The organism is Komagataeibacter sp. SM21, from assembly GCF_041402665.1.
GTDB classification, from domain to species: Bacteria; Pseudomonadota; Alphaproteobacteria; order Acetobacterales; family Acetobacteraceae; genus Komagataeibacter; species Komagataeibacter saccharivorans.
In genome coordinates this window covers 32,722-45,940 of the sequence record NZ_JBGLOV010000015.1, presented here as the reverse complement: position 1 = coordinate 45,940, position 13,219 = coordinate 32,722, and the positions used below count along the sequence as shown (strand labels likewise).

The 13,219-nt window shown below is 62.3% G+C and carries 13 protein-coding genes; 12 read left to right on the top strand and 1 reads right to left on the bottom strand.

Annotation, left to right across the window (positions count from 1 at the left end; translation table 11 throughout):
* Nucleotides 1-68: 68 nt before the first annotated feature.
* The 12 genes from ACBR42_RS13550 to ACBR42_RS13495 all read left to right on the top strand — a co-directional run bounded on the left by ACBR42_RS13550 (nt 69) and on the right by ACBR42_RS13495 (nt 12,200).
* Nucleotides 69-2,072, top strand: a complete 2,004-nt coding sequence (locus ACBR42_RS13550) for a conjugal transfer protein TraG (protein WP_371208350.1) — start codon at nt 69-71, stop codon at nt 2,070-2,072.
* A complete protein-coding gene (locus ACBR42_RS13545; protein WP_371208349.1) occupies nt 2,069-2,506 on the top strand; it encodes a CopG family transcriptional regulator in 438 nt (145 codons plus the stop codon). The genes ACBR42_RS13550 and ACBR42_RS13545 overlap by 4 nt, the downstream gene beginning before the upstream one ends.
* Nucleotides 2,507-2,785: 279 nt before the next feature.
* On the top strand, nt 2,786-3,742 hold the full coding sequence (gene trbB, locus ACBR42_RS13540; protein WP_371208348.1) for a P-type conjugative transfer ATPase TrbB: 957 nt from the start codon (nt 2,786-2,788) through the stop codon (nt 3,740-3,742).
* 26 nt (nt 3,743-3,768) lie between these two features.
* Nucleotides 3,769-4,101, top strand: coding sequence for a TrbC/VirB2 family protein (locus ACBR42_RS13535; protein ID WP_217319911.1), 333 nt, complete (start codon nt 3,769-3,771; stop codon nt 4,099-4,101).
* Nucleotides 4,101-4,376, top strand: coding sequence for a VirB3 family type IV secretion system protein (locus ACBR42_RS13530; RefSeq protein ID WP_217319883.1), 276 nt, complete (start codon nt 4,101-4,103; stop codon nt 4,374-4,376). Before ACBR42_RS13535 ends, ACBR42_RS13530 begins: the two co-directional genes overlap by 1 nt.
* Nucleotides 4,377-4,388: 12 nt before the next feature.
* Nucleotides 4,389-6,821: a conjugal transfer protein TrbE gene (gene trbE, locus ACBR42_RS13525; protein WP_371208347.1), complete on the top strand. Its 2,433-nt coding sequence runs from the start codon at nt 4,389-4,391 to the stop codon at nt 6,819-6,821.
* Nucleotides 6,818-7,591, top strand: a complete 774-nt coding sequence (trbJ, locus tag ACBR42_RS13520; protein WP_371208346.1) for a P-type conjugative transfer protein TrbJ — start codon at nt 6,818-6,820, stop codon at nt 7,589-7,591. The genes trbE and trbJ overlap by 4 nt, the downstream gene beginning before the upstream one ends.
* A gap of 5 nt (nt 7,592-7,596) precedes the next feature.
* On the top strand, nt 7,597-9,033 hold the full coding sequence (gene trbL / locus ACBR42_RS13515) for a P-type conjugative transfer protein TrbL (protein WP_371208345.1): 1,437 nt from the start codon (nt 7,597-7,599) through the stop codon (nt 9,031-9,033).
* Between the two features lie 5 nt (nt 9,034-9,038).
* Entirely contained in the window at nt 9,039-9,722 is a 684-nt protein-coding gene (trbF, locus tag ACBR42_RS13510; RefSeq protein ID WP_371208344.1) for a conjugal transfer protein TrbF, read from the top strand.
* On the top strand, nt 9,719-10,720 hold the full coding sequence (trbG, locus tag ACBR42_RS13505) for a P-type conjugative transfer protein TrbG (protein WP_371208343.1): 1,002 nt from the start codon (nt 9,719-9,721) through the stop codon (nt 10,718-10,720). The genes trbF and trbG overlap by 4 nt, the downstream gene beginning before the upstream one ends.
* Nucleotides 10,717-11,928: a TrbI/VirB10 family protein gene (locus ACBR42_RS13500; RefSeq protein WP_371208342.1), complete on the top strand. Its 1,212-nt coding sequence runs from the start codon at nt 10,717-10,719 to the stop codon at nt 11,926-11,928. The genes trbG and ACBR42_RS13500 overlap by 4 nt, the downstream gene beginning before the upstream one ends.
* A complete protein-coding gene (locus ACBR42_RS13495; RefSeq protein WP_371208341.1) occupies nt 11,925-12,200 on the top strand; it encodes a DUF2274 domain-containing protein in 276 nt (91 codons plus the stop codon). Before ACBR42_RS13500 ends, ACBR42_RS13495 begins: the two co-directional genes overlap by 4 nt.
* Here the strand turns inward: ACBR42_RS13495 and ACBR42_RS13490 are convergent.
* A complete protein-coding gene (locus tag ACBR42_RS13490) occupies nt 12,109-13,074 on the bottom strand; it encodes a LysR substrate-binding domain-containing protein (protein ID WP_371208340.1) in 966 nt (321 codons plus the stop codon). The two genes, ACBR42_RS13495 and ACBR42_RS13490, sit on opposite strands and share 92 nt — an antisense overlap.
* Nucleotides 13,075-13,219 lie beyond the last annotated feature (145 nt).

Sequence of the window (13,219 nt, the reverse complement as noted above, 5' to 3'; positions counted from 1 at the left end):
AAAGGCGTTGAATTCAGTCATTTGTCTTCGTTTCATTTCCTCCACTGCTTATGTGGAAGAAAGTGGTTATGTCCGGATCGAGGATACTATGGACTCAGGTGAGTGTCGTTCTGCTCATGATAGTCCTCTCCTGGTGGGCGGCGACGCAATGGGTGGCATGGAATCTGGGGTTCCAGGGAGAACTGGGGCATCCATGGTTTATTCTGTTCCATCAATGGCCCGTTTACTGGCCACCCATGGTTTTCTGGTGGTGGTATTTTTACGATGCCTATGCCCCGGATATTTTTAACCAGGGAGGCTGGATCGCGGGAAGTGGTGGCGTGCTGGCTTTTGCGGCCGCGGTCACGCTTTCCGTTCGCCGGGCGCGCGAGGCGAAGCGGGCGGCAACTTATGGGAGTGCGCGCTGGGCCAGTCGTGATGAGTTGCAGGGGGCCGGGCTGCTCGATCCCGATGGCGTCATTCTTGGGCAGTATGGGCGCGATTATCTCCGCCATAACGGTCCTGAACATGTCCTGTGCTTCGCGCCAACCCGTTCGGGCAAGGGGGTGGGGCTTGTCATCCCGACCCTGCTGACCTGGCCAGGTTCCGCCATCGTCCATGACATCAAGGGAGAAAACTGGCAGATTAGCGCAGGTTTCCGCGCGCGTTTCTCTCGGGTCATCCTGTTTGATCCGACCAACCCTGCATCGGATCCTTACAACCCGCTCCTTGAAATACGCCAGGGTGAGTGGGAGGTACGGGATGCCCAGAACGTGGCGGACGTTCTGGTTGATCCCGAAGGATCGCTTGAACGCCGGAACCATTGGGAGAAAACGTCGCACTCCCTTCTGGTGGGAGCCATCCTGCACGTTCTGTATGCTGAAAAAGACAAGACCCTTTCTGGTGTCGCCAATCTGCTTTCTGACCCGAAACGTCCGATCGAGGCCACGCTCACGGCGATGATGCAGACAAAGCATCTGGGCCGTCAGGGGCCTCATCCAGTTGTGGCGTCCGCCGCACGTGAACTGCTCAACAAGTCGCCTAACGAACGCTCCGGCGTGCTCTCCACCGCCATGTCGTTTCTTGGCCTGTACCGGGATCCGGTTGTCGCGAAAGTCACCTCACGCTGTGCCTGGCGGATTGCCGATATCGTCAGGGGGGGACGTCCAGCCACGCTCTATCTCAGCGTGCCGCCCTCGGACATCAGTCGCACCAAACCATTGATCCGTCTTATGCTGAACCAGGTCGGGCGTCGGCTGACCGAGGATCTGGAGGCCCATAAACACAATCATCGCCTCCTGATGATGCTGGACGAATTCCCGGCACTCGGGCGGCTTGATTTCTTCGAAAGCGCGCTCGCGTTCATGGGCGGCTACGGTATCAAGGCGTTCCTGATCGCCCAGAGTTTGAACCAGATCGAAAAAGCCTACGGCCAGAACAACTCGATCCTCGATAACTGTCATGTCAGGGTCAGTTTCGCCACCAATGATGAACGGACCGCCAAACGGGTTTCGGACGCCCTGGGTACCGCCACGGAAATCCGGGCGCAGAAAAACTATGCCGGCCACCGCCTGTCACCATGGCTTGGGCATCTGATGGTGTCCAGGCAGGAAAGCGCGCGTCCACTCCTGACGCCAGGTGAGATCATGCAGCTTCCCCCGACAGACGAAATTGTCATGGCAGCGGGTACGCCACCTGTTCGTGCAAAAAAGGCGCGTTACTACAGTGATGCCCGCTTCAGCGCGCGTATGCTGCCACCACCCCGGCCCGGCGCGGAACCCGCACCGGTCGGCGCGCGTCCCGATGACTGGACCCGGCGTCCCCTGCCGGAAGGGGCGGCATGTGGCGTTACGCCCACGCAGCAGGCGCAGGAAGAGGAAACGCCCCTGGTTGCTGGTCACAAACGTACGCCGGATGCCGATCCCGGTGATATCCCGCCGCGCACGGAACAGGATGATACGCGGAAGCAGACCAGGTCACCTGAAGCCGGCAGCCGGGGGGCACGTTGGGACAGGGACTTTCTGGACCTTCAGAAAGTAGTCAGGCTTGCCGCTATTGATCGCGATGATGGCCTGGAGATCGGCGGACCATGAAGCGGGCGCGCAGGAAGCAGCAGATGACGGTGTATCTTGATCCCGGTCTGTTCAGGGCCGTTACCGACATGGCGACCCGCCGCCGCCAGTCGGGATCATTGGTGGTCGAGACAGCGCTTGCCGCATTTTTCTCACCTGAGGATGGGGACGGGGTGATGGCCCTGGCCCGGCGGATGGACCGGACAGACAGGAGACTGTCACGACTGGAACGTGATGCGGGGATCACCCTTGAAACACTGGCCCAGTTTATCCGTTTCTGGATGATCATGACCCCCGCATTGCCCGAAACGTCCTCGGCCGCCGCCCGCGCGCAGGCGGCGGAGCGCTATGAGGGGTTCATTGAAGCCCTTGGCAGACGCCTGGCCAGCGGCCGTCGCCTGTATGAGGATGTCCTTCCCCCTGATACGCCTGTCGGCGATCCGGATATGTCCTGATACGCCAAGGCAGCGGGTGAATTTGTCACATGACGTCTGGTGGTCCAGGGGGTATCGGTTGCGGCCTCGGGAGACGCATTGCCCCTGCATTCCTGCCGACAATTTTACGCTCCGCTCCGCCGCGCTGCGCAGTGACACAAAACACTATTGAAAAGTGCCGGAACCATCCTTTCTTAATATATCCCGCAACTGGGGCGTGATTCCCAGGTATTCAACAGAGCGGGGATTCCCATGATACTGCATCAGTCTCGGTCACCGGGAGCGGTACGGAGTTCCGCCATGCTGCGAACGGCCATGGGGCCTGCCATAGCCGGGCATCTCGCCGATCCGTCCACGATCGAGGTCATGCTTAACCCGGACGGTCGGTTGTGGACCGACCGTCTGGCAGGCGGGATGGCTGATACGGGCGAAGTCCTCTGTGCGGCCGACGCCGAACGCATCGTACGTCTGGTGGCCCACCATGCCGGGATGGAGGTTCATTCCGCCGCGCCACGGGTGTCCGCCGAACTGCCGGGTGGCGAGCGGTTCGAGGGGCTGCTGCCCCCCATCGTTACCGCCCCAAGTTTCGCCATACGGAAACCTGCTGTCGCGGTCTTCACGCTTGAGGATTACGTAGCTTCGAACATCATGACACAAGGACAGGCCGTATGGCTGCGCAAGGCCGTCATGGCGCGGAAGAATATCCTTGTGGTCGGCGGCACGTCGACCGGAAAGACCACGCTGGTCAACGCGCTTCTGGCCGAGGTCGCGAAAACCGGTGATCGTGTCGTGCTGATCGAGGATACGCGCGAACTGCAATGCATGGCGGCCAATCTTGTCGCCATGCGGACGAGGGATGGTGTCGCAACCCTGTCCGCGCTGGTCCGGTCTGCACTCCGCCTGCGGCCCGATCGCATTCCCATTGGTGAGGTTCGCGGCCCCGAAGCCCTTGATCTGCTCAAGGCATGGGGCACCGGTCATCCGGGAGGGATCGGTACGCTTCATGCCGGATCGGTTCTGGCTGCCCTGTATCGTCTGGAGCAACTGATCCAGGAAGCCGTGGTCACGGTGCCGCGCCCCATGATCGCGGACACCATTGACGTCATCGCGGTGCTTTCGGGGCGCGGTCAGGCGCGTCGCCTGTCCGAACTGGCGGAAATCAATGGTCTCGATCCTGAAACCGGAACGTATCACATCCATCCCGTCAGTCAGTCTTTTCCCGGGCCATCCTGCCCTGCCAATGGAGAAAGATCATGATGCCGCTTTTACCTCTGCGCGCCGTGATGGGCGCGCGCTCTGGGGGGCGTACGCCCGACATCCGTGTTTTTGGAACATCAGTGCTGCTGTCGTCTGTTTTTGTGTCATCGGCATGGGCGTCTGGCTCCGGGATGCCCTGGGAAGAGCCGCTCAACCAGATCCTGGAATCCGTGCAGGGACCGGTGGCGCGTATCGTGTCGGTGATCATCATCACCGTGACGGGACTGACCCTGGCGTTTGGTGAAACATCGGGGGGCTTCCGCCGCCTGGTCCAGATCGTCTTTGGCCTGTCCATTGCTTTTGCCGCGTCCAGCTTCTTCCTGTCGTTCTTCTCATTTTCGGGCGGGGCGCTGATCTGATGGCGGGATATGACGATGACGCGGTGCCGGGCTTTCATGTCCCGGTGCATCGCTCGCTGACCGATCCGATCCTGCTGGGTGGCGCCCCCCGTACTCTGGCGATTGCCAACGGAACGCTCGGGGCTGCGATCTCGCTGGGTCTGCGGCTTTGGCTGGTTGGCGCGGTGTTCTGGATCATCGGACACGCGCTCGCGGTCTGGGGTGCGAAGCGCGATCCGATGTTTGTCGAGGTGGGACGGCGGCATCTCCGCTATCCGGCCTGGCTGGGCGCATAGGAGGGCAGGGCGATGATGTCCCTTGGTGAATATCGCAATCGGAATTCCCTCCTGTCGGATTTTCTCCCGTGGGCCGCGTTGGTCGAAAAAGGCATCGTCCTCAACAAGGACGGCTCTTTCCAGCGCACGGCAAAAATTCGTGGTCCCGATCTGGATAGCGCCACACCCGCCGAACTGGTCGGTGTCACCGGACGCCTGAACAATGCGCTCCGTCGCCTTGGCTCTGGCTGGGCTGTGTTCGTGGAAGCGCAGCGCGTCCCGGCCACGCTCTATCCCGAGAGCGATTTCCCGGATGCGGCCAGCCAGATGGTCGATCTGGAACGCCGGGAGCAGTTCGAGGATGAGGGCGCGCATTTCGAGAGCCGGTATTTCCTCACTCTGGTCTGGCTGCCCCCTGCGGAATCATCAGGCCGCGCCGAACGGTTTCTCTATGAGGGCAGTGAACGTGACGGTCCTGATCCACATGGGATGCTCCATGCGTTCGTGGATCGCACGGATCGGATGCTGGCCCTGCTGGATGGCTTCATGCCCGAGGCAGTCTGGCTGGATGACGGTGAAACGCTCACCTACCTCCATTCTACGATTTCCACCCGGAACCAGCGTGTGCGGGTGCCGGAAATCCCCATGCATCTCGACGCTCTGCTGGTCGATCAGCCTCTGGCGGGCGGTCTGGAACCGAAGCTCGGCGACGCGTATCTGAAAACCCTGACCATCACGGGCTTCCCGTCGCGGACCTTTCCCGGAATTCTCGACGATCTGAACCGGCTGGCGATGCCCTACCGCTGGTCCACCCGCGCCATCCTGCTCGACAAGACCGATGCCACGAAGGTACTGACGAAAATCCGGCGGCAATGGTTCGCAAAGCGCAAGAGTATTGCGGCCATTGTCCGGGAGGTGATGACCAACGAGGCTTCGGTCCTTATGGACAACGACGCTGCCAACAAGGCGGCGGATGCTGATCTAGCCTTGCAGTCTCTCGGGGCCGATGATGTGGGCCAGGCCTATATCACTGCCACGGTCACGGTGTGGGATGGCTCCGCATCAATTGCCGCTGAGAAACTGCGGCTCGCGGAAAAGATCATTCAGGGCCGCGATTTCACCTGCATGGCGGAAAGCCTCAACGCCGTGGAGGCATGGCTCGGCTCTCTGCCCGGCCATGTCTATGCCAATGTGCGCCAGCCGCCGGTCTCGACGTTGAACCTGGCGCATATGATCCCGCTGTCAGCGGTGTGGGCGGGACCGGAACGCGATACCCATTTCCGTGCTCCACCCCTGTTTTATGGCAAGACGGCGGGGGCGACACCGTTCCGGTTTTCCTTGCACGTTGGAGATGTCGGCCACACGCTGATCGCCGGACCGACGGGGGCGGGTAAATCCGTGCTGTTGGCCCTGATGGCGTTGCAGTTCCGGCGCTATCATGACGCGCAGGTTTTCGCCTTCGATTTCGGCGGCTCCATGCGGGCGGCAACGCTCGCGATGGGCGGGGACTGGCACGATCTCGGGGGCGGGTTGTCGGACGGCGACACAGAAACCGCCGCCGTCGCCCTCCAGCCGCTGGCGCGGATTGATGACCCCGACGAGCGAAAATGGGCCAGTGAATGGCTGGGGCAGATCCTTCTCGGCGAGGGGGTAACGCTGACGCCGGACGTCAAAGCCCATCTCTGGTCGGCACTGAATTCCCTGGCGTCATCGCCCAGCCATGAACGCACGATCTCAGGTCTGGTGGCGCTGCTTCAGTCCAATGTCCTGAAGCAGGCTCTGGCCCCATACTGCCTCGGTGGTCCTTATGGCCGGTTGCTCGACGCCGAAGCCGAGCGCGTAGGTGACGCCGACGTCGTGGTGTTCGAAACCGAGGGCCTGATCGGGTCCGGGGCGGCGTCATCCGTACTGTCCTATCTGTTTCACCGCATTGAGGGTCGTCTCGACGGGCGGCCGACCCTCCTGGTCATCGACGAGGGCTGGCTTGTTCTGGATGACGGGGACTTCGCCGGCCAGTTGCGCGAGTGGCTGAAAACCCTGCGCAAGAAAAATGCCAGCGTCATCTTCGCCACCCAGTCCCTGTCCGACATCGCGAACAGCGCCATTGCTCCGGCTGTGGTGGAAAGCTGCCCGACGCGGATCTTCCTGCCCAACGAGCGTGCCATCGAGCCACAGATCATGGCGCTCTATCGGGACTTCGGCCTGAACGACCGGCAGATCGCGATCATCGCCCGCGCGGCCTCGAAACGGGAATATTACTGCCAGACGCAACGCGGCAACCGCCTGTTCGAACTGGGGCTGGGGCCGGTGGCGCTCGCCCTGTGCGCGGCGTCGGGAAAGGACGATCATCGATTGATCGATAGCGTGCTGGCGGAACATGGGCGGGACGGCTTTCTCCGAGCCTGGTTCCACGCGCGTGGTGTCACGTGGGCGGCGGACCTTCTGCGGGAAGGAGCCGTGCCATGACGGAAAAATCTTTCCGTATCCGGGCAAGACATTTGCGCCTCGGGTATGCTGCGGCTGTGGGCGCCGCTCTGCTTTTTCTCATGCCGGTTGTGCCTGCTTTTGCGCAGTGGGCGGTCTATGACGGCGCGAACCACGTCGAAAACGTGCTGATCGCGGCCCGGACGCTCCAGCAGATCGACAACCAGATCACCTCGCTGGCCAATGAGGCCCAGATGCTGGTCAATCAGGGGCGCAATCTGGCGGGCCTGCCGCTATCGACACTCTCGACGTTGCAATCGACGATTTCCCAGACGACGGCACTCCTCGCGCAGGCGCAGAACATCGCCTACAGCGTCCAGTCCGTCGAGCAGCAATATCAGCAGGCGTACTCGTCGGTATCCTCGGGCATGTCCGACGGTGCCCTGTTCAGTCAGGCGCAGACGCGGTGGCACAATTCCGTGGGCGGGTTCGAGGATGCGCTGAAATTGCAGGCCCGCGTGGTTGGGAACATCCCCAGCGACAGTTCGGCCATGACGCAACTGGTTTCGGCCAGCCAGACCTCCACCGGGGCGTTACAGGCAGCCCAGGCCGGCAACCAGCTTCTGGCCCTGCAATCCCGGCAACTGTCCGACATCCAGGCGGAACTGGCCGCGAACGGGCGCGCCACGGCCCTGCAACAGGCGCGCGATGCGGCGACGGAAGCGGAAAGTGACGCGCAGTATCAGCATTTCTCGCAGCATGACGCCTATGCGCCGGGAACGGTGTCCATGTTCGGCAGCGGCGGGGACTGACGGCCATGGCCACCAATGACGTGGGCGTTATCGACAATTTTCTGAATACCTTCACGACCACGATCGACAGCGGCTTCGGCCTGCTGAAAGGGAATGTGGTTTCGCTGGCGGGATCGCTGTCCGTGCTCGACATCGCGCTGGCTGGGCTGTTCTGGGCGTGGGCAGCGGATGAGGACATCATCCAGCGTCTGGTGAAGAAGACACTGTATATCGGGTTCTTCGCTTTCCTGATCAACAATTTCGACCATCTCGCGAAGGTGGTGTTCGACAGTTTCGCCGCCATGGGTCTCAGGGCCGGAGGTGGCAATCTGACATTGTCGGATTTCCTCCGTCCCGGCCGACTGGCCGCAACCGGGTTCGACGCGGCCCAGCCACTGCTGGAGTCCGTTCATAATCTTCTTGGTCCGGTCGCCTTCTTCAAGAACTTCATCCAGATCTTCGTGCTCTGCCTGTCCTGGCTGATCGTGCTGGCGGCGTTCTTCATTCTGGCCGTGCAGCTTTTCGTGGCCCTGATCGAGTTCAAGCTGACCAGCCTCGCCGGTTTCGTGCTGATCCCCTTTGCCCTGTTCAACCGGACGGCGTTCCTGGCGGAGAAGGTACTGGGCAATGTCGTGTCATCGGGCGTGAAGGTGATGGTGCTGGCGGTGATCTCCGCCATCGCCTCGGTGCTCTTCCGGCAGTTCAACACCTTTTACGGCGACGCGGTTCCCACGATCGGTCAGGCGGTCTCTGTCGTGCTGGCTGCGGTATCGATCGTGGGCCTGTCCATTTATGGCGGCAGCATTGCCAATGGGCTGATCTCCGGCGCGCCCCAGCTTGGCGCGGGCGCCGCTGTTGGCACAGGTATGGCGGTCGGTGCTATGGGCGCTGCTGCCGTGGCCGCACCCGCTGCGCTCGCATCCGGCGCTGGTGCCGCCCTCGGCGCGACGGCTGCTGCCGCACGGGGAGGGGCTGCGATCGCGGGGGCTGCCACGACGGCCTACAGCGCCGGAGCGGCTGGAGCTGGCGGTGCCGGAGGTGTGGCGGCCGGGATCGGTGGCATGGGCCGGGCCGTCGGTGGTGCTGCCATGAACGCCGCGAAGGGCAAGGCCAGTGCGGCAGCCTCCTCATTGAAGGAAAGCTATGCCGCCGGTGGCCGTTGGGCCGCGCGTGGAATGGGTGGGGGTGGGAATGGCGGCGGCGGTTCCGGTCCAGGGCCATCAGGGCCAGGTGGGGATGGCAATCCCGGAGGTGGTGGCCCGGCTGGTGGCAGTCCTTCGGGTAACGGCCCCTCGGGAGGTGGCGATCCCCCCGGTTCCCCGCCCGACGGCGAGCCACCCCGCTGGGCAAGGAACATGAAGCGCCGCAATGCCGCGACCCATGCCGCCGAGGCCGCGCATGTCATCCGCTCTGCCGATGGTGGCGGCGGCAGTTCCAGCATTGATCTCTCGGAAAAGGAATGAGGACGATGTTCCGTCGCTCCACCAGCCGCTACGGGGTCACGCCCGAGCCGGTCACGCCCTATCAGAAGGCAGCGCGGATATGGGATGAACGGATCGGCTCCGCCCGCGTGCAGGCGCGCAACTGGCGGCTGATGGCGTTCGGGTCGCTGTTCCTCTCAGCAGGTCTTGGGGCCGGGCTGGTCTGGCAATCCGCGCGCGGTACCATCACGCCGTGGGTGGTTCAGGTTGATCATCTGGGCGAGGCGCAGGTCGTGTCGCCCGCGACAGCAGGTTATATGCCCACCGATCCGCAGATTGCCTGGTATCTGGCCCGGTTCATCGAGGATGTCCGCAGCCTGTCCTCCGACCCCGTGGTGGTACGGCAGGACTGGCTGCGCGCCTATGCTTTCACCACGACGTCGGGCGCGCAGGCGCTCAACGATTATGCCCGCCAGAACGATCCCTTTGCCCGCATCGGACATGAGCAGGCCGAACTGGACGTATCCTCCGTCATCCGGGCGTCCCCCACGAGTTTCCGGATTGCCTGGACCGAGCGCCATTACCGGGATGGAGCTTTTACCGGCGCCGAGCGCTGGACGGCCATTGTCTCGGTCAGGCTGAGTGTGCCGCGAGATGCCGACCATCTGCGGAAAAATCCACTGGGTATTTTTGTCTCCGCCATCAACTGGTCGAAGGAGCTTGGCCAATGATCCGTCGTGCTCTTCGTGTCCTGCCGCTACTGATCCTGCCCCTGGCGGGTTGCGCGCAGCATTACCATCCTCCGGTCATCCGTTACGATGACGCTGTTCAGGCCACGCGCCTGCCGGATCCGCCGAAACCGGTGCAGGTGGTCGAAGTCCCGAAACCGCTTCCCCTCCCGGGGCAACTCAAGGCGTTACCCTCACGACGCGCGACCCATCGGCCTCCCGAGATCCCGGATCCAACCGTCCGGGTCACGCAGGCCAATCTGGCGGCGCGCATCCAGCCTACGCGGGCCGGGTTCATCAATGCGGTGCAGGTCTATCCCTATTCTTCCGGCGCCCTCTATCAGGTTTACACTGCGCCGGGCGAAATCACCGACATCATGCTCCAGCCCGGCGAGAAGCTCGTCGGTACCGGGCCGGTCGCAGCCGGTGACACCGTGCGGTGGATCATCGGCGATACTGAAAGCGGGGCGGGGGCAACAAAACGCATTCATATCCTTGTCAAGCCGACGCGTCCGGACCTGACCACCAACCTGATCGTCAACACCGACCGGCGAACCTATCTGGCGGAATTGCGCTCCACGCCTGCTACCTACATGGCGTCCGTATCGTGGGATTATCCCGAGGATGATCTGATCGCCCTGCATCGGCAGGATGTTGCTGCCGATGATGCTGCCCCGGTGGATGCGGGCCTGGACCTGAATGCGCTGAATTTCCGTTACGCCATCAAGCCGGTGAAAGGGGACACACCGCCCTGGCTACCCAGCCGGGCTTTTGATGATGGCCGCAAGGTCTATATCGCTTTTCCCGCAGGCGTAGGGCAGGGGAAACTGCCACCCCTTTTCGTGCTGGGCGCCGATGGCGGGCCGGAACTGGTCAATTATCGGGTCCGGCAGAACTGGATGATCGTCGATCGCCTGTTTGCCGCCGCCGAATTGCGCCTGGGTGACAAGCATTCCGAGCAGCGGGTACGCATCGTCCGTACTGAGGGACGGCGGACATGACGGACGGGCAGGAAGAACGCCCGGATGAGGACGGGGGCGCTACTGGAAACGGGAGCGCAGCGGGACCGGGACCAGCATCGCCGCCCGATCTGCGTCTGCGGACGGAGCAACCCCGTGTCGTGCGGTTGTCGCGTTATATCGTCTGGGGGTTGGGGGGCATGGGTATGATCGGGATCGGTCTGGCGCTGGGCTACGCGCTGCAGAATTCAGCGCGGCAGGAAGCAGCATCCGCCGTGCAGGATTCTGATGCGCGCCCCTCGGCTGTTGGCCTGGATACCCTGCCAAAGGATTATACCGGCGTGCCGAAGCTGGGGCCGCCTCTGCCCGGCGATCTGGGCAGACCGATCCTGAAAGCGCAGCGGGAGGGCCGGGCAGGGCCGGTTTCCGGCATGGGCGACCATCGCGCTGAACAGGAAATGGAGGCGGCGATCGCCAGCAAGCTGTTCGTGCAGGCACGGGAGGCCGATCGGCGGGATAGCGCGCCTGGCACCGTTGCTCCGGCAGCAGGCGGAAATGCTTCTGCCGTACCCGCTGGGGCCAATGACAGTCAGGCTGGCAACCGCGCCTTTCTGGCGGGACTGCCTGATCGTGTCACGGTCAGCCCGGATCGCCTGACCCAGCCTGTTTCGCCATATGTCATTCAGGCGGGCACTGTCGTCGCAGGCGCGCTCAACTCGAAAGTCAGTTCTGACCTGCCGGGGCAACTGATCGGGCATGTGACACAGAATGTCTATGATAGCCCCACCGGACGCTACCTGCTTGTGCCGCAGGGCAGTACCCTGTTCGGCTCCTATAACAGCAGCATTGCGTTCGGGCAGCAGCGCACACAGGTGATCTGGACCCGTCTCATCCGTCCCGATGGTGAGAGCATCGTGCTCGACAGGATTCCCGGTTCGGACGCCATAGGCCAGATCGGGCTCAAGGATATGGTGGACCAGCACTGGGGCCAGCTTTTCAGGTCGGCGCTGGTCACGACCATGCTCAGCGTCGGTTCGGAAGCCGGAACATCATGGGGTGAAAACAACCTGTTCCAGGCGATCCGCAGCGGGGCCAGCAACGGGTTTTCCATGGTAGGAAACCGCCTGATCGACCGCAGCATGGACGTGCAACCCACGCTGACAGACCGACCGGGCCTTCCGTTTACCCTGATCATCAATCGCGACCTTGTCCTGAAACCCTGGCATCCGCATGAAGGGACCGTTCCATGACCAGGCTCCGTATCAGCGTCATTCCTGACAGTCGGCCGGTCAAGCTGACGATCGAGTTGCCAGCGGAAATACATCGTGACCTGATCCTGTATGCAGAACTGGTGTCGCGCGGCGCTGCAGGCGAACCCTCGGATACCATTCCCGATGCCGCCCGACTGGTGCCGCTCATGGTCGGACGTTTCATGGAGACGGATCGGGTTTTCCAGCGGCAGCGTCGTGGGCGGACACCCCGGGCGAAGCCGGTGGGGTCAGGTCCGGATAGCGCTCCCTGAGTAACGCCAGGAAGGAGGCGAGGGGGCGGCTGGGGTTGTTGCGCAACCAGCAGGCTGCAAATCGCAGTTCACTGGGGATGTTTTCATGCCGGATTTCACGGTAGGTGACCCCGGGCAGGGTTTCGCCGGTACTGCTTTCACAATCGATCATGATCCCTCGACCTTCCCCGACGAACGGACGCAGGGACGACAGGGTGATCTCATGTTCGGTCAGTGCAGGGTGATGACTGCCCCGGTGCAGGCAGGAACGAATGATCCGTGTCAGTTCCTGTCCCGGATCAAGGCTGCTTACCAGAAAGTGTTCCGCCTTCAGCATACTCCATTCAAGGATTGCTTCCGCGGCGAGAGGATGATGCGTGGGCAGGACCGCGACACATCGCTCCGGCCAGAGGGGAAGGAAGCCCTCGGGCCAGACCAGATCGCCAGCCGTCACGATGACGATGTCAATCTGGCCGCGTCCCACTTCTGCGAGCAGTTCACGTCGTGTCCCCTCGAACAGTCGCCATTGCAGGTCAGGGTGACGGTGACGGAATTCGGATAGTGTCGCGCGCAGGTTGCCGGTGGATACGGAGGTGTAGAACCCGATGGAAATGCGCGTCCCACGTGTGTGCCGGCTGGACCGCGTGGTGGCTGTCAGACTTTCCATGTCCCGGAGGATACGTCGTGCTGCCTGCATGAAATCGCCGCCGTCATCTGTTGGGTGAACGCCATCGCGCCTCCTTGTAAACAGGGAATAACCAATGCGGTTTTCAATCGCCTCAATATGTCTGACAATCGTCATCTGCCGTACGCCAAGTTTCAGTGCGGCCTTGCGGATACTCCCCTGCTCCAGGGCGGTGATGGCGTATCGCAGATGATGGGTTTCTATAGTCATTATCAAAGGTTAGCAGGGCAATAGTGCGGAAATACAGCAATACAAGGCAATATCACCGGGACACAAATGCGAGAGGGAAAGCTTCCAGTCAGCCTGTCGCGCAACGTGTAGGACGTTATCGAGAAGTCCTGCCGACAGTGTCAGA